Below are 18,038 nucleotides of genomic sequence, written 5' to 3' on the forward strand. Positions count from 1 at the left end.
CAACTGCCAACTGTCAACTGTCAACTGTCAACTGTCAACTGACATCTTCCTTCCAGCGTTTGAGAGGAACGCAATCAACCCCCAACTGGTCTAAAGCGCGAGCCACCACAAAGTCTACCAAATCTTCAATAGTTTGCGGATTGTGATACCAAGCGGGAATCGCTGGCACAATTCTAGCTCCAGCTTCTGCCAAGGTAGTCAAATTCCGCAAGTGAATCAAGCTAAAAGGCGTTTCCCGAGGCACAAGTACCAATTTTCTCCCTTCCTTGAGTTGAACGTCAGCCGCTCTTTCGAGCAAATCCGAGCTCAAGCCAGCCGCCAACTTGCCTAGTGTACTCATGCTACAGGGAATAATCATCATCCCTTGGGTGCGAAACGAGCCACTAGCAATATTAGCACCGACATCTTGCCACGGATGACACCGGAGTTTACCTGCTGTGGGTACTCCTGCTTGTTCCCGCCAGAATTCCTCTTGCAGAGTCGGTTCTGCCGGCATCCGGATGTTCTGTTCGCTTTGCCAAACCATGTAAGTAGACTTAGAAGCGACCAGTTCAATAGCTCGATCGGCCTCCAAGAGAAACTTCAGAGTTCGCACCGCATAAATCAGTCCCGATGCACCCGTAACTCCTACAATGAGGGGGTTGTTATTCGTCATTAGTTATTTGTTAGTTTACGGTTGACAGTTGTTAGTAATTAGTTGTTAGATCAAATCTGTTAGCATCGGAATTATTCATATCTCTCTTCTCTTAATCTGCGTGAATCAGCGTCCATCCATTGTCATCTGCGGTTAACAAATTATTTTTTTTTTCACCGCAGATACAGGCAGATTAACACAGATTAACGCAGATAAATTATAGAAATTCCGGTGGCACCGTCCGTGATTGTTGAGTTTTGACTGGATTTGACGCCCGACGATGCTACCGGATTGGATATTAGCCATTAATTATTTTTTGATGATTGCTGAGTAGAGTTGGCAGCCAACTTATTAATACTTAGTTGCTAGACCATGACAACTAAGTATTGATAAAAGTTAACTGTCAACTGTCAACTGATTATTCATCATCATCAAAAGCTTGGCTGCCACCACCAACTGCAACTAAATCAATTTGCTGGCGGTAGTAGTCAACACTCTTGACTTGAACTTCTACCCGATCGCCCAAACGGTACTGATTGCGGTTTTTGCGGCCCACCAGAGTTTGCTGGCGCGATCGATATTCGTACCAGTCATCCTTCAGCGAAGAAACGTGCACCAATCCCTCAACACGCAGGATGTCGCTCTCGGGTGGCCGCACCTCAATTTCCACAAAGAAACCGTAAGATTGCACCCCTGTAATCAAACCCTGGAAAGTTTGGCCGGTGCGTTCTTTCATCAATCCGGTTTTCTTCAATCCCTGCAAATCGCTTTCAGCGTCTTCAGCAACCCTTTCGCGTTCGGTTAGGTGTACTACTACCGATGCCAACTCCGTCTCAAATTCGTGGTGCAAATCTGGCGGGAGAACGTTCCAAGTAATTTGACCGTGACAGGAGGAATGGTGCAAGTCAACTTTTTCCTTAGCCCTGGTAGTGCGGCTGCTGCGGCCTTGCTCGAACACCGCTTGCAACACCCGCAGCACCAGCAAATCGGCGTAGCGGGAAAGCGGCGAAGTGCAGCGCGTGTAACCCTCTGACAGCGCCAAACCGAAGTGCGGCTTGGGAGTTGTGCTGTAAACAGCGGGCTTCATGGTGTCCTCTAGCAGATAGGTGAGAACTCTTTCGGACTTCAGCCCGGCAAACTGCTGGGTAAATCGCTGAAAGTCAAAGGGCAGAACTTCTTCTTCGCTTTCGAGATACAGTTCGCCTCCGAGGTTGTTGGAGAGTTTGATGAACTCTTGAATGTCTGCCGGGTCTGGCATCGGCTGGACGCGGTAGATTGCTGGGACTCCCAAGGCTTGCAGGTGAGTGGCGACAGCTTGGTTGGCGAGTACCACCAACTCGGAGACAGCCGACTGGGTGGGGGGAGCGACTGCAAAAGCTCCTAATTCGCCTTCGTCGTCGAAGTGAGAGTTAGCGTCGGGCAAATTTAGTTCAAAAGCTCCTCGCTTGAGCCTTGCGTGTCTGGCAGCCTGTGAGGCAGCCGAGATTTGCTCGAGGAAAGGACGGAGGGCGGAGGATAAAGGGTGCTCTTCGGCATCGCTTGGTTCGAGAATTGCTTGAGCTTGCTCGTAGGTGAGGTGGTAGTCAATTTGAATGACGCTAGTTTGAATTTCGTATTCTAGGAGTTCTCCTGATTCGTCTAGGGTGAGCAGTATGCTGAAGGCTAGCCGTTCGGTATCTGGCAGCAGAGAGCAGCGCTCGTTGAGGATTTCTGGCAGTACGGCGATGATTTTTTCTCCCAGATGGGCGGCGGTGCCTCGCTTGCGGGCTTCGCGGTCGATCGGGGTTTCTGGCTGCACGTACTCGGCGGCGTCGCTGATGTGGATTCCTACTTGCCAGCCGCCGGACTTCAGGGTTTCGATCGACAAAGCGCGTTCCACTGGTGGATCGGACAGGAATGATGTCGGGTCAAACTCGTTTTCGGCTGCTGGCTCGGAGAGATTTTCCTCCTGGGCTTGGGGGGCATCGTTTTGGCTGTTGGTTGTTCCCGGTTCGTTTTTGCTGAAGGTAACAGTCAGGATGTTACGCAAGTCTAGCCGTTTTTTGAGGTCGGTTTTTTTGACTTTGCTGGGCAAATTTTCGGCTGCTTTGATGACGGCGGCGGGGAAGGATCGTGGCAAGTCGTGTTTGCAGCATACGATGTCGAGGTCGTCAGCGGCTTCGGCGTCGGAACCGAGTACCTGTACTACTTTGCCGACTGGCCGATGGGTGCCGAGGGGGTAGCGTTTGACTTCGACGTGTACTAGGTGGTCGATCGCCTCTTGGAGATTTGTGCCGTTTGCGAGCAAGTCTAGTTCAAACAGCAGGCGATCGTCCAGGGGAATTGCTCTGTAGCTGAGGCGGCCGGTGGGAGTGGAGGTTTGCTTGACTCGCGCCAGTACCGAGGGGTTGGCGCGTTCGAGGATGAGCATGACTTCGCCTTCGGGCGAGCGGCGGCGGCTACCTTCTTTGATGATTTTGACTAAGACTCGATCGCCATTCCAAGCTGTCGAGAGGTGACTTTCCCGCACGTAAACGTCTTCTGAGCCTTCGGCGTCTTGAATAGCAAAGCAAAATCCTTTGCTCGAACAGCGCAGTTTTGCTTCTACTACGTCGTCTTCAGCTACTCGGCGATAGCGGCCTTTGTCTTTGACTAATATGCCAATTTTCTCTAGAGCTTCTAATGCGATTTGAAGTTTGAGTTGACTGGTGGCGTCGTTGCAGTCGAGTTTTTTCTCCAATGCTTTAGGGGCCACTAATTTGTCTTCTGTAAAATTTGCCAGCAGTGCAGCGATAGAAAATTCCATGTAGCGATCGATCCTCTTGTTTCCAGCAATTAGTCTTATTTTGGCGAAATCACCCGCACCCCCTCGGGCCCTCGCTGTGCCTGCTTCCCAACAAATGCGCGGGTTAATAGGTGGAGACGCGAGCACAGCCACCTTGTTCGATCGCGAGGATTTTTTGAGATTCTCTCCCGACACCGGATCCGTGCTATTTGTCTGCTGTCTGTCTTGAACTGACTGCTGACGGTGCAGAAAACAGTTCCGCACGCTATTACCCAATACAATTTTTTAGCATTGGTTTATTTGCTTTTAGGTCAGCAGCGCCGAGCACTTCGCGAATTATAAAGCCCCTGTCGGTTCTTAAAAGATGGCTCGATACTGAAAGCTACGGCTTGAGTCGAGGATGAGCCGATGGAGGGATGCAGATGGAGAAAATTTGCATTTCTTCCTTCTGCCTTGTTCCTTCTGCCTTGTTCCTTCTTCCTTTTGAAGTGCCTCTTGCCTCTTGCTTTAGCAAAGAATTTACCGGATCGAGGCAAAATTGCTAGTACCTCGCTGCTGCAATGCCCCTGTTTTTTGCACGCGATCTGCCCTTGCGGACGGAGGTGCAACGAGCGGGTCGGGAGCAATCTATGCTGTAGAAAGTGCAAGGTACACAAAACCGGAGACTTTTACTACTTTTGCTTAGTTGCTGTGTCATCTCCTATAGATAGAAATGACGCCCGATGCTTCTTAGCTTAAACCGCTGGATGTGGGATGGGGTTTAGTGGCGTGAAAGGTTGCGCGGATGACTCACCTTTAATTTATTGTATGTTGAATATGTGCTTTCAGAAAATTGTTTTCTCTCTCGCTGTACTACACTTAAGTCATAAGCCCCTTCTGGTTTCGGGGTCAAAAAATTATGTTTGCTGAATTTCGCGCCCTTTATCCCGCTGGACAGTTAATCTGTGAGTTGCTGACTGTTCATCACGGTAAGTTTGTTGTTCGCTGTCTGGTTCAGGTTGACGGCAAAACTCTTGCTACGGCTATGTCTGCTGCTGAGTCTGTTGAGGATGCTGAAGACCGCGCCCGGTTGCGAGCGATCGCTGTCCTCGGATTTGCTGCGCCCGATCGTGCGATCGCGAGTGTTTCTCCGGCTCCGGTTGCTCCGGTTGCTCCGGTTGCTCCAGTTGCTCCGGTTGCTCCAGTTGCTCCGGTTGCTCCTGTTCCCCCCACCGATGCTGTTCCCGTTCCGGTTGGGCCTGCTCTTGCTCCTCTTCCTGTTCTAGAAATGCCTGTTGCAGACAAATTGCCTGTACCGCATCAAAGCAATTTTGTCAAGACGGAAGCGAAATTAAATGAAGAGCCGATCGCACCTGTACCGGAACCGCTGCCGCCGAAGGTCGATCGGGCCGAGGGTAGTGGATTTGTACCGAAGCAGTTAGACTCGGACGCTTGGCTTTCTTCCAGCTACGGGGAACCGCTTCCGGAACTGGATGTGCCTGCTGGTAGCCAAAGTGAAGTGCTACAGGGTGCGGCCTCCGTCAGGGAATTGCAACCGATCGCGGTGGGAATCCCGAGCGATGCGATCGAGGATAATTCTGATACGATCGCCCAGATAGAGGCAATCCTCAGGCGCTTGAAATGGACTAAGAAACAAGAAACTGACTGTCTCGAACACAATTACGGCAAGTCGTCCCAGAGAGAGCTTTCTAGCGAACAGTTGGGGGACTTCCTAGAATATCTGGAAATCTACAGCAGAACCACTGAGGAAATCCAGCGGTTGAAGTGGAATCCCAGCCAAGGAAAAGATTATCTCAAACAAGGTTATGGCAAAGAAGCGCGCCATTTCTTAAATCAAGTAGAATTGCTCGACTTCCTGCAATATCTCGAATCTTTGCCCGACGTAATTATGTAGGGTGCTCGGTCCGCACTGCCCCTAAAGAAATGGGTTGCTAGGTGTGATGTTTTTTATAGGGAGCTACATATAGCAGTTTTCAATTCTATGAAATACAGTAGGGACACGGGGCACGGCGCCGTGTCCAGCGCCCGATATCTGTAATTCATTCAACTGAAAACTGCTATATGACCATTAAAAATTAAAAATCAAAAATGAAGAATATTTCCCCATTTTTGATTTTTAACTTTTTATTTAGACGACAGCGGCGATCGGTCTGCTGGCGGAAGGACGGCGATCGATCACTTGATCGACTAATCCGTAGTCCTTTGCTTCTTCAGCGGACATGAAGAAATCCCGTTCGGTATCTTCTTCAATGCGGGAAAGTGGCTGACCGGTATGGTTGGCAAGATGTTCGTTCAGGCGGCGTTTGTGGTACAAAATCTCTTTGGCCTGAATTTCAATATCGGTTGCTTGGCCTTGAGCTCCGCCTAGAGGTTGGTGGATCATAATCCGGGAGTGAGGCAAACTCATCCGCTTGCCTTTAGCGCCGGCACTCAACAGAAAAGCGCCCATGCTGGCAGCCAAACCGAGACAAATAGTGCAAATGTCGGGGCGGATGTGGTTCATCGTGTCAAAAATGCCCATACCTGCTGTTACCGAACCCCCTGGGGAGTTGATATAGAGGTAAATATCTTTCTCCGGGTCTTCGGCGTCTAAAAATAGCAATTGGGCAACGATCAGGTTAGCCAAGTCAGAGTCAACCTGTTGGCCCAAGAAGACGATGCGATCGCGCAGGAGTCGCGAGTAGATGTCAAAGGCGCGTTCGCCGCGACCGGATTGTTCTATAACTGTTGGGATCATTGACCGGGCCTGCCTATTACGTATCTTTTTTTAATTTTAGCGATTAGGGCTCAGTTATAGTTAGCGATCGGTGGCGTGCGTGCCAAAAATCGGCAAAATCCTTGATCTGGGCGGGGTTGGGGCCGTATTTTGTCGAAGTTGTGGCGGGTGTGCGATCGGATTTCCGATCCCGCAGGCGATCGATGTTGAGGAAGCCGACATCAATCAACAAAGAAAAGGTTGTGACATCGAGACAATCTTCCTCAGTCCAGGTATCACTTGGCTCGAATAGCCTGTTAGTTTCCATCGCTAAATCCCCACGGGAATTCCATCGCATGAATCTTTTCTACCAAAGCTGAAACTTTAACGGGTGAATTATCAGGTACTAAATCCCGATCGACTATTTGTTGAGCCGTTGCAAGATTTTCGCTTCCTATAGCATCACTCCTATGAAAGACTAGACAATTCACTTGGCTCAGACGAGCCGACAGGATTTGCAAAAGAGCCATCAGAACACGATCGCCACCGTAAGCTCCGCCATTGCTCTCTCCTTTTCAACATTGAAACACTTTTTTCAAACGTTAACGGCCAAAGGCTGTGGATGTCAAGACCGACTAGCTCTTAGATACCGGACTTCTTCAAGAAGTCCGGTATCTGGGGTATCTGGTTATTCTATTTTTTTAGGCAGGCTTACTTATTGCTGACTACTCAAATTTTAATCGCCCAACCACGGCGGTACATTCCATACAAAATTAACCACCAAAATAATACCGCAGTCACGGCAAACGCTAGAGAACCATTCAGCGGCCCCGCCCACGGCAAAAACCAGTTTTCGTAAATCCAAGTGTAGGTAGTTGCAGCAGTTTCCCCGCTGCCGATATGAGTTTTTAAGAGAATTCTGGCAACTATACCGGAAGCAACAAACAGGAAAATTGCATTCACTCCCATGATTTCAAACGGCCTCCCCCATTTCCAATCCCGCACTTCTATTGTTTCGTAGCAAGCTGCTAGCAATAGCAAGGCCCAACCAGCAGTAAAAACTACATAAGAACTTGTCCAAAGTTGTTTGTTGATCGGAAATAAAAATCCCCACAAGTGGCCGATTACCACGCAACTGAGGCCGCAGATTGCTAAGTTGATACTGGTGCGGGTTTTGATTTGCTGTACTCGCAGCCATTCTCCGGTAAAGTAGCCTGTGAGGACTGTGACAACTGCGGGTAAAGTGCTCAACAATCCTTCCGGGTCGAAGGGGCCTCCTTTGTACAGGTGTTGGCTACCGAGAATTAGCCGATCGACATATCCTCCTAAATTCCCTTCTGGCGTGAGCTCGCCGGCAGTGTACCCCCCTACAGCAAATACGGTTAATGCACCCCAATAGCCCAAAAGCACGGCAACAGCGAGCAGTTTTTGATTGCGGGGGGAAAGGTTGAGAACGGCGATCGCACTGATAAAATAAGCTAAGCCGATGCGCTGCAATACTCCCATGATCCGGATTTTACCGAAGTTTTCCACGGGGGCGCTGTTGAGAAGTACGTCAAGGGCGATCGAAGATGTATTTAGCAGCAATCCTAATATAAATAGAATCGCGGCGCGGCGCGCAATTCGCCAGTAAATATTTGAAGCAGGAAGAAGGAAGCAGGAAGCAGGTTTTTTATCAGCGTTTTTTTGTGCCTCTGTTTCTAACAATTGGGATTTTGCGGCGCCGGATTTTTTAGCAGTTTGACTGTATTTTGACAGCGAGAAAGACATCGCACAGCCAACGATGAACAGGAAAAAGGGAAATACTAAGTCTGTCGGCGTACAGCCGTGCCATTCTGCGTGCTCTAGTGGCGGATACACCTGTTCCCAACTGCCGGGGTTGTTGACTAGAATCATCGAGGCGATCGCAATTCCGCGAAAAACATCAAGGGATTTTAAGCGCATGGGGGAGAAGGGAGAAGGAAGAGGTTCGAGGGAAGAAAGAAAAAATACTAATTATCAATAATCAATTACCCATTACCCATTATTTTTAACTAAATCTCAATTTCTTCCAGAGTCATAATTAGTGCATTCTTCATCAAGATACCGCAGCGTTCTGCATAAAAAGATGCTGCCTTATCAGACTTGTTGACTTGCAAGACGCGCCGAAACATTCGCCTTGCTTGCGCGAATTGCTGCTGGTAGTATAAAAAAATTCCCTGTTCAAAATAAGTTTGGGTTTGTGCTTTTAGTTCGATCATTGTCTCCGAGTCGCCGTCGTAAATTTCAAATACACCAACAGGTGTTTTTTTTCCTTTTACTTGAACGCGATCGAGAAACCGGCACTTGTAATGTTGAGGATCGTCTAGCCGGCAAAGGGTTTGCACGCTAGCTACAATACCAACTCCATAGAGCTTTGTCAATCCTTCCACACGGGAAGCTAAATTAACGGCATCAGAAATCACCGTACTTTCCATTCGTTCCGCTTCGCCAATCGTACCTAACATTAAAGTCCCCGTATGCAAACCAATGCCGAGCGCAATAGGTTGATAGCCGCTATTTTGCCTATGTATGTTATAAATTTTAACTTGGTGCTGCATCTCAATTGCTGCTTGCACAGCATCTTCAGCCTTGTTAGGAAACAAAGCCATAATCCCGTCACCAATGTATTTATCGATAAAACCATTGTACTGACGGATAACTGGGCCAACTCGGCTTAAGTAAGAGTTGATAAAATCAAAGTTTTGTTGGGGAGACATACTTTCTGACAGACTTGTAAATGAGCGAATATCGGCAAACATAATCGTCATTTCTGCCTGTACAGAGTCTCCCAATCTCGCATCAACAATGCTTTCAATTTTAAGAAATCTTAAAAATTCGCGGGGGACAAAGCGGGCGGAAGCTGCTGCAATTTTTTCGAGTTCGCTTTTGCTGGCTTCGATTTGAGTCAGGGAGCGAAATGCTCTCAGTGCTGTTACTACCGTCGTAAATAACTTTTTGTTTGTCAGTTCTGTTTTAGTTTTGTAATCATTAATATCGTAGCTGACAATTACTACATCTTCTGGGACTTGTCCCGGCTGTCCAGTGCGTAAAATAATCCGCACTATCTGATTGTCTAAAATATCGCGGATGTATTTTACTACTTCCAAGCCTGCCTCTTCTGTTTCCATAACTACATCGAGTAAAATCAATGCTATATCTCGATGGGCTTGGATAATTTCTTTGGCTTCTTTGCCTGAGTAAGCGCTAATAAATGTAATGAGTTTGTTTTCAAATGTAAAGTCTTTTAAAGCTAGTTTTGTAATATTGTGAATTTCTATTTCATCGTCTACAATTAATATTTTCCAACTGGCTTCTATCGGCTTTTCTTCTACCTCGTCTTCTTCGGCAAATATTAATTCATCGTCGCCTGCGGCTATTAATTCGTCATCGCCCCCAGCCAACAGGTTTTTACTAGCTTCTGACATTTATCATTCTCCTAAATAAAACTTATATTTATGCTGGCGGTATAATAACTAATTGCTCATTTTAGCGGGAAATTCAATCATAAATCTTGTGCCTTTTTGAGCTTGACTTTCGCAGCGAATAGTGCCTTTTAGTTTTTGAGTAACAAGGTTATAAATAATGTGTAATCCCAATCCGGTGCCGCCCTGAGATCTTTTGGTTGTAAAAAACGGTTCAAAAATTTTACTGAGATTTTCTGGGGCAATTCCTTTGCCATTATCGGCATATTCAAATATTAGCCGATCGCCCTCTAGTTTGAAATCAAAGGTCAGAATTCCTGCGTCTTCTCTATCGTAAGCGTGAATTAGGGAATTCAACACCAGATTTGTCACAATTTGACACAGCACCCCAGGGTAACTGTTCAGTACAATATTTTCATCGCACTTAATCTCTATTTTGTGTTTAGTTCTTTTTAGTTTGACAGTTAAGGATATCAAAATTTCCTCAAGATAGTTTTTTAAGTTAAACGTTCGTTTTAATTCGCTCGACTGATCTACTGCCACTTCTTTAAAACTGTGAATCAAGTCTGCCGCCCGCGTCAGGTTGGATAAGATCATATTACTGCTTTGCATGGCGGTATCCAGAAACTTTTCTAACTCAGAGCGTTTAATTTGGCCATTGGTGTAAAGCTCAACAAATTTTGTGACTTTTTCAGCTAGCAGGGAGGCGGCGGTGATGCCGATGCCGATGGGAGTATTGATTTCGTGGGCAACACCTGCAACCAACCCTCCGAGGGCGGCCATTTTTTCCGATTCTACCAATTTATTTTGGGCGGATTTTAGATCTTCTAAAGTTTGGGAGAGAGCGGAGGTACGCTGCTGTACCAAATTTTCGAGATTCTGATTGAATTGGTGCAAATTGGCGTAAAGTTGGGCGTTTTCGATGGAGATAGAAATTTGAGAAGACAGCAGTTTTAATATTTCTAACCGATCTGGCGTAAAAGCGCCTGTAGTCAGATTATTTTCTAAATATATAATGCCGCTGAGTTTGCCTTGGTGGATTAACGGAGTGCAAAGAATTGATTTAGGTTGAACGGCATTTATATAGGGTGTGCGAGTAAATTGTCCTTCGCGGGCGGCATCGTTTAAAACTAGGCTTTCCTGGGTACGAACGACGTAGTTGACAACTGCAACTGCCAGCAAAGTTACTTCTCGATCCTCGGCTCCAAAATCTATCGGAATTGATTGCATGACAGTTACGCGATCGACATCTACAGATCCTGATGCTTCAATCACCCATTGACCGTCTTTTTCTAGTATTAAAAAGCCTGTTTGCCCCCCGGCATTTTCAATAACAATTTTCATCATTTTTGCCAGCAGTTTGTCTAGAACTATTTCGCCAGCCAAGGTTTGCGATGCTTTGACTGCTGTTGTCAAGTCTAGCACGCCTGCACAGTCGCTCGTAGTGGAAGCGCTACTGGTAGATTTGTGAGTTTCGATATTAGTTGAAATCGAGGCTGAAGTTAGCAACTGCGAGTATTTTGATTCTAAATGCGCTGCTTTGGCTTTTGCTCCCCAGCGCTGATAGCAATAATGCGCCTCTGTCAAGTAAGTTTTAGCAATTTTTGATCGTCCTATGGATAGATAAAACGCTCCGGCTAATTCTGCTGCAAGTGCTTGTACCTGTATGTATCCGTTTTCTTGTGCGCCTTGAATTGCGCAGTCGTAATATTCCATTGCGCTCACAATGTTACCCAAAATTCGCGCTTTTTCTGCGGTGATTAAGTCGCATTTGTGCTGAAGGTTCATCGGGGCAAAAAACGCTTTTTTTTGCAGATTTTTTAGGTTACCTGTCGCGTAATAAAGATGCTCTTCTTGTTCTTCCTTCGTTGCAGATGGATATGCTGCTAGTCGCGCCAGAGCATCGTAAAAATGGTATTCAGGAACATTAATAAAGCCCACAACTCCGTCTAAATAAACTTCGGCTTGCGCTGCATTTTCTAGCGCTTGCTCGACATCTCCAAATAAATACGCTAAAATTAATTTTTGTAAATAAAAGTGTTGGAGTCCCACCCGATCGTTAACTTTCAACAGCAGTGGCAACAATTTTTCTTCGCTGTAAGCTTCACCTAATAAAATTTCAGAACTTGCTAAGTTTCCCATCAATTGCAAAACTGTTTGCCGATATATTTGATTCCAAGTCAATACTGTTTCTTGCTTGAGTTGAGACAGCAAATGGTTGTAATTTGCCATTTTTTGTTGGAGTTGTGGCAATTCTTGACCGATGAAATACAAAGACTGACAAATATTTACTGCAGAATATCCTATCCCTTCTAAATCACCATTTTCTAGCGCGATTTGATAGGCTTCCTCTAACAGCGGTAAAGTGTCTTTAACGTGATGCTTGCCGTGCATCCAAATGAATGCTACTAAATTAAGCGTCTTGCTTTTAAACTCTACAGCATTTAATTGAGCGAGCAAATCTAAAGCTAATTGACCGAAGCGGTCTGCTGATTCAAGATCTCTAAATATTCCTTTTAAAATAGCCCCGTAATGAGCATAACCGAAGGCGGAAAAAGCAGAATTTCCGTAGTTAATAGATAAATTAACTTGCTCACATACAATCAGGGGCAGCAGCACTGGTTCAACTATAAGCGTAGCTGAAAACATACTGGAAAGCACGCGCATTGTTGCTAATTTGCGCGGATTTATCATGATCGGCAAGTTAATTAAATCTTCTATGTTTTTTTCCGTAAAATAAGCTGCGGTTTGGGTCAATGCTTGCTGAATGTGGAGGGGACTAGGCGATTCGGGAAAGTTTATTCCTAACATTTTTAGTGCTTGCCGACCAATTTTTACCGATTCTTGGAGTTGGGTTTGCATCGCACAAGCTGTGATTCTGATTTCAAAAACTTTGATTTTGTCTAGTTCATTTTTTGCTTGTTGCAGGACAATTTCTGCCCATTTTTCCATTTGTTCAAACTCCGTATTCAGGTAAGCTGCTTCTGCAGCTGACTCGTAGAGTGCAAGAGTCAAGTCGTAGTCAGTTTGCCAACTTTCCGGGGGAAGCAGTTCAATACCTGCGGTTAAATATTTGACGGCGAGTTCGTAAGCTGCACTTGCTTTTGCTTGGCGGCCTGCCATTAAATTTAATTGGCACAATTTAAATATTTCTAATTCACTACTGATGATTTCTTTGCCTGCATTTAGTTGGTTAACGGTTTCAAAAATATTTTTTTCTAATTGCTCTGGATGGGCATTTTGCAGCAGATATCTGCCGATTTTGAGATGAATTTCTTGTTTATGAGAGTCGGATATTAAAGCGTAAGCTGCTTGCTGCACTCGCTCGTGCAAAAACTTGTAAGTCGCGCCAGCAGCATCAGCAACTGGTAGGGACAATCCATCTGTAAAGTCTCTAGATATTTGGTCTGTTAATTCTGTGCTCGCTGCTAGGGCAATCGGAATTTTGTAGGCGTTATTTACGGGCAAAATTAGGCCGGACTTAAGTGCTTCCCAGAGGTCTGTTGCTGCGGAAGCCAGAGGTTTTTCGCCGAGCGTGGAGAGAATTCCTAAATCAAATTTGTTGCCGATACAAGCGGCTAATTTGAGCATTTCCTGGGTATTCTCTGAAAGTTTATGAATGTTGTCTATCATTAATTCTACAACATTGTCAGTTATTCCCATTTCTTGTATTTGCTCGATATCCCACTGCCACTCGCCTTTGGGTTGGCATTTGTTCACCAATCCTTCTGGGATTTTTTGGGTATAGTCAGAATTGTTAGGTTCGGCTCGCTCGACGGAATTTTGCGAGGGTTTAAATTTAAACTGGAGCAATTTTTTTGAGTAAAGAGACTTCATAAATTGACTCAAAAAAAATGGATTTCCTGCGGTTTGTTTAAAGAGCAATTCTGCTAAAGTTAGCGACTTTTCTGGTGCGCAGTTCAGAGTGTCCGCAACGAATTGATTGACGCTGTTAATATCTAAAGGCGAAAGGGCGATCGCGCTCACAGTCACGCCTGCTTGGGAAATTGCTTCTGCAGTCAGCATTACGGGATGATTGGCATCTACTTCCTGTTCTCGATAGGCTCCAATTATTAATAAGTATTGAATTTCGAGGTCAGTTGCTAGCAGTTGTATTAACTTGAGTGATGCTGAATCGACCCACTGCAAATTGTCGATGAATATTACCAGCGGGTGTTTTTTTTGAGTAAAGACGCGGATAAATTTTTTAAATACTAAATTAAAGCGATTTTGAGATTCATTTGCTCCTAAATCTGGCACTGGGGGTTGCGGCCCAACAATCAGTTCTACTTCGGGAATAACTTCAATAATTACTTGGCAGTTGCCGCCGAGAGCTTTTAAGATTTTTTCTCTCCAAACTTGGACTTGGGCGGCAGTTTCTGTGAGGATTTGCCGCAACAATTCTTGAAAAGCTTGCAGCAAAAAACCGTAGGGAATATCGCGCTTAAATTGCTCAAATTTGCTGTCAATAAAATACCCGTTTTCCTGCACTATCGGCTTAAAGAGTTCATAGGCTAAGCAGGATTTGCCCAGACCGGCACAACCGGAAATCAGGACGATTTCTGTATTTCCTCGCTTGATGCGATCGAAGGTACTCAGCAGCAGATTAACTTCTTCTTCTCGCCCGTAAAGTTTTTGGGAAATTTGCAGGTGACTTGATTGATCTTGCTCGCCGAGGGTGATGTGAGAAATTTCGCCGGTTGTTTGGAGTTGAGTGAGACAATTTTCTAAGTCCCACGCAAGTCCGAAAGCACTTTGATACCTATCTTCGGCGGTTTTTGCTAATAGTTTCATTACGAGATCGCAAACGACTTGAGGAATCTCGCCGATTTCTGCTTGATTGATTCTACCTTCTATTTTCTGCTTTCTCTTCTTACAAGGAGAAACTGGTTTTTTGGCAATATGGCAGTGTACTAATTCCATTGGATCGATCGCATTAAAAGGCAATTCGCCGCAGAGCATTTCATAAAAAGTGACGCCTAAAGAATAAAAATCGGTGCGGTAGTCGATCGCCCGATTCATGCGTCCGGTTTGTTCGGGAGACATATAGGCGAGGGTTCCTTCGAGTAAATTGGGATGGCTGAGGGCTTGATTTTCGCCTGGTAGCAGCGAGGCGATCGCAAAATCAGCAATCTTGATATCTCCTGTCTCGATATTGACAATAATATTGCTGGGTTTAATATCTTTGTGGATGATGTGGTGTTCGTGGAGTTGCCCGATAGTTTCTGCTAGTTTTATGCCAATCTGCAGAAATTGTTGTAACTCTAGCTGGTTGTGGCTGAGAAAGTCTTTTAGAGAAATGCCGCCAAAATCTTCTAACACTAAAACAGGAAAGTGATTGTATTTTTCTATTTTGTAAAGCTTGAATATTCCTGGCAAATTCAAATTTTTAAGGATTTCGGATTCGTGCAGGAGTTGGGCTATTTGCGCTGGGGTAGGGTATGGCGGCGTGAGAGTTTTGAGGATAACAGGTTTTTGTTCCTTAAGCTGCATCCCTCGATAAATAGCTGTGTGAGAGTTTTTATAAAGTTCTCCGTCAATGCGGTATCCCGGAATGGTAATCATAACGATTTTAGATTTTAGATTGAAGATTTGAGATTGAAGAAGTGAAAATGAATGATAACATAATGGTTGAGATATTGCCTCCAGTTGCAGGATTTTATGAAAGTGGTCTACTTAAGTAAGTGGGAATACATAACGCAGGTCGAGGGCGGTTATTACGCCAGTTTACGGGGGGCTCTTATGGATATTAAGTAAGTGGTTACAAATAAACATTAGATGGGTGGGGCGGGTTTTGTAGCAGTAGAGTGCCTTGTATCTTGTGATATTACCTAAACCCGCCCCGGAGGGCCCATCCTCGATCTTATTGATTTTTGCGCTTACTTACTTATATATATCTTAGTCTTCAAAAAATCCGAAGCCACACTTTGCTATCCCGGCAGTGCCAAAATAAACTGGTGCGTGCAAATCAACAGCTAAAATCTAAAAACAATCATGCAGAATATAACTGCCTCAAATCCAGCGACTGCGGCCGATCGCGCTTTTGGCACCGCAGAGATTAAACTACTGGTACTGGATATCGACGGCACGATCGCAGGTTTGTCAAATGACATCCGAGTATCCGTCAAGCAGGCAATTTTGGCGGCCTCGTCGCGGGGAGTGAAAGTGGCCATCGCTACGGGCAGGATGTACAGATCGGCTTTGCGTTTTCACCGCGACATCGGCTCAACATTGCCGCTGATTTGCTACCAGGGCGCGTGGATTCAAGATCCGGCTACTCAAAAGCGGCTCAGGCACTTGCCGCTGTCGAAACAAACTGCTCTGCAACTGTTAGATTCTTTTGAAGAACCGCATTTGCGATCGCTCCTTTCGATCCATTTCTACATTGACGACCAACTTTACGTGCCGGAAATTACCGAAGCTACCCGAATTTATGCCGCACGATCGGGCATTGAACCGATCGCGCTTAAAGATTTGCGGCGAGATATTCCGGGGGAACCGACGAAAGTTTTGGCTTTGTGCGAGAATCCGGGGGTACTCGACGGCTTGCTCAGCAGTATGCGGCTGCGCTACACGCCTGCGGAGCTTTATTTGACTCGATCGGTTGCTACTTTTTTTGAAGCTACGCATCCTTTGGCGCATAAGGGAGATGCCGTGCAGTATTTAGCGGAGGAATTTTTGGGTTTGCAGGCGGCGAACGTGATGGCGATCGGCGACAATTTTAATGATGTAGAAATGATTACCTACGCTGGCGTGGGCGTGGCGATGGGCAATGCTCCTGAGGGGGTCAAGGCTACTGCTAATTGGGTGGCGCCGGATGTGGAGGAAGACGGGGTGGCGGCTGCGATCGAACAATTTGTTTTGGGCGATCGCTGATATTTGTAGCACAAATACCGCAGGGGCGGGTTTGCCGACATCTGGAAAAAATCTAGATCGACCCGCCCCAACTCAGGGACAATATGTAAGTTATTATATAACTGTCTAGTTTTGAGTTCTATGCAATCAAGTTTTGATTAGAAAAAAAAATCCACACTTTCGGATTTTTTGAGTTCAAGTCCAGTCAATTACTTTTTTTGCAGCATCAGAATATTTATTTAACGAACCGCGAAGACGCGAAGAACGCGAAGGAAGAAATGAAGAAGGCGGGGCGGGCTTACAGATATGGGGGATGTGAATTATAGATAATTTAAAACTCTTAAAAATGCTTTTCAACAGAAAAAGCACCGACGACTGGCCGTGTTTCGTCTCGGTGCTTCTTCTGGTTCGCTCCTCACACGTCCATCACTATAGCCGACTCAGTAAATTGTGTCAATACTTTTTACAAAAATTGTTTTTTGAGTCGGCTGTTGCCGGGCTGAAAGTGCGGTGGAGTGAGGCAAAACTTTTGCCATGCAAGGGTTTGACTCGATCGCCCAAGGCTTGCCTCGATCAGAAAAATTTTACTTGACTTCCAGCAGCCAGTCCAAAATCAGAGTGTTGACTTCACTGGGCCGCTCGTCGTGGGGACAGTGGCCTGTGTTGGGAATTGAAACAAATTTCACTGGTTTACCGTTGGCGGCCAATTGTTGATAAATCTGGCTGCCGGCGATGGGCGTCCAGGGGTCGTCTGCGCCCCAAAGTACCAATAACGGACGATCGACTTTGGGCAGCAGTTCTGAGGGTTGAGGGCCTGCTGGGGCTGTGAGAATTGAGGCAAACACTTGTTGAGCTCCGGGCTCGCAGGAGGGGGCGTGCAGGAGTTCTACGAGTTCGTCGGTGATGGCTTCGTGGTTGCTGTAAACTTGGCGCAGGGTGTTGCGGATTCGGTGTTTTTGGCGGATGTTGTTGAATACAAACGGGCCGATCAGGGGCGATCGAACTAATTTACTAAAACTCCCCATCACTACTCGCAGCGGGAAATTCAGTTCCTCCGGCCGGTGGTTGAGCCCGCCAGCACAGTTGATTAAGACACCGCCGGCTGATATTTCTGGATGGTTGGCCACTACCATCAAACTCAGCAAAGCGCCGATCGAATTCCCGACAAATACAGCCGGTTCTTGTACCAGATCCGCCGAGAAATCTGTCAGCAATTCTTCCCACAATTCCAGAGTGTAATCTAGGGCTGGTTTGGCGGAAGCACCGAATCCCAGCAAGTCCAGAGCAAATACACGATAGCCGCCGGCCGCGAGTACGGGGATATTTTGCCGCCAATGTCCGATCGAAGCCCCAAATCCGTGAATCAAGATCAGAGGGCGGCCGGTTCCTTGGACGGTATATTGGATTTTGTGACCTTTCCAAGTCCAAATTAGCTTTTCAAAACTCGTTGCAGATACTAATTGTTGTGCAGTCACGGCTATTATGTAAAGTTTCGTTAACTACTTTCATCATAGCAGCACCATCTCTTTAGGAACGGGCTAGAAGCAAGGCCCCACAAGAACATTATTCCCAATGCCCGATGCCCAATGCCCAATGCCCAATGCCCGATGCCCCATGCCCGATGCCCGATGCCCAATGCCCAATGCC

The 18,038-nt window shown here is 46.2% G+C and carries 11 protein-coding genes; 2 read left to right on the forward strand and 9 right to left on the reverse strand.

Annotated features, from left to right (window positions below; genetic code table 11):
* Positions 1-34 precede the first annotated feature (34 nt).
* Both ACUVJL_RS01755 and ACUVJL_RS01760 read right to left on the reverse strand, forming a co-directional pair.
* Positions 35-655 (reverse strand): flavin prenyltransferase UbiX, encoded by a 621-nt coding sequence (locus ACUVJL_RS01755; protein WP_445244272.1) that lies wholly within the window; start codon positions 653-655, stop codon positions 35-37.
* A gap of 397 nt (positions 656-1,052) precedes the next feature.
* The gene (locus ACUVJL_RS01760) at positions 1,053-3,419 is read right to left on the reverse strand and encodes a ribonuclease R family protein (protein ID WP_445244298.1); all 2,367 of its coding nucleotides are present in this window, start codon (positions 3,417-3,419) and stop codon (positions 1,053-1,055) included.
* An 877-nt stretch (positions 3,420-4,296) separates the two neighbouring features.
* Here ACUVJL_RS01760 and ACUVJL_RS01765 point away from each other — a divergent pair.
* Positions 4,297-5,292, forward strand: a complete 996-nt coding sequence (locus ACUVJL_RS01765) for a hypothetical protein (protein WP_445244273.1) — start codon at positions 4,297-4,299, stop codon at positions 5,290-5,292.
* A 234-nt stretch (positions 5,293-5,526) separates the two neighbouring features.
* Here the strand turns inward: ACUVJL_RS01765 and clpP are convergent, their stop codons facing one another.
* From clpP to ACUVJL_RS01795, 6 genes are all read right to left on the reverse strand, one after another.
* Positions 5,527-6,159, reverse strand: a complete 633-nt coding sequence (gene clpP, locus ACUVJL_RS01770; RefSeq protein ID WP_333077590.1) for an ATP-dependent Clp endopeptidase proteolytic subunit ClpP — start codon at positions 6,157-6,159, stop codon at positions 5,527-5,529.
* A 19-nt stretch (positions 6,160-6,178) separates the two neighbouring features.
* Complete coding sequence (locus ACUVJL_RS01775; RefSeq protein ID WP_445244274.1) at positions 6,179-6,421, reverse strand: hypothetical protein; 243 nt, start codon at positions 6,419-6,421, stop codon at positions 6,179-6,181.
* On the reverse strand, positions 6,411-6,623 hold the full coding sequence (locus tag ACUVJL_RS01780) for a hypothetical protein (protein ID WP_445244275.1): 213 nt from the start codon (positions 6,621-6,623) through the stop codon (positions 6,411-6,413). Before ACUVJL_RS01780 ends, ACUVJL_RS01775 begins: the two co-directional genes overlap by 11 nt.
* 199 nt (positions 6,624-6,822) lie before the next feature.
* Positions 6,823-8,037, reverse strand: a complete 1,215-nt coding sequence (locus ACUVJL_RS01785; RefSeq protein WP_445244276.1) for an acyltransferase family protein — start codon at positions 8,035-8,037, stop codon at positions 6,823-6,825.
* A gap of 89 nt (positions 8,038-8,126) precedes the next feature.
* The gene (locus ACUVJL_RS01790; RefSeq protein WP_445244277.1) at positions 8,127-9,539 is read right to left on the reverse strand and encodes an adenylate/guanylate cyclase domain-containing protein; all 1,413 of its coding nucleotides are present in this window, start codon (positions 9,537-9,539) and stop codon (positions 8,127-8,129) included.
* 48 nt (positions 9,540-9,587) lie between these two features.
* The gene (locus ACUVJL_RS01795) at positions 9,588-15,101 is read right to left on the reverse strand and encodes a trifunctional serine/threonine-protein kinase/ATP-binding protein/sensor histidine kinase (RefSeq protein ID WP_445244278.1); all 5,514 of its coding nucleotides are present in this window, start codon (positions 15,099-15,101) and stop codon (positions 9,588-9,590) included.
* A gap of 429 nt (positions 15,102-15,530) precedes the next feature.
* Here ACUVJL_RS01795 and ACUVJL_RS01800 point away from each other — a divergent pair, with 429 nt between their 5' ends.
* Complete coding sequence (locus ACUVJL_RS01800; RefSeq protein ID WP_445244279.1) at positions 15,531-16,412, forward strand: Cof-type HAD-IIB family hydrolase; 882 nt, start codon at positions 15,531-15,533, stop codon at positions 16,410-16,412.
* A 563-nt stretch (positions 16,413-16,975) separates the two neighbouring features.
* Here ACUVJL_RS01800 and ACUVJL_RS01805 read toward each other — a convergent pair.
* A complete protein-coding gene (locus ACUVJL_RS01805; protein ID WP_445244280.1) occupies positions 16,976-17,866 on the reverse strand; it encodes an alpha/beta fold hydrolase in 891 nt (296 codons plus the stop codon).
* Positions 17,867-18,038: the final 172 nt, after the last annotated feature.

Source organism: Microcoleus sp. OTE_8_concoct_300 (genome assembly GCF_031383065.1).
Lineage (GTDB): Bacteria > Cyanobacteriota > Cyanobacteriia > Cyanobacteriales > Microcoleaceae > Microcoleus.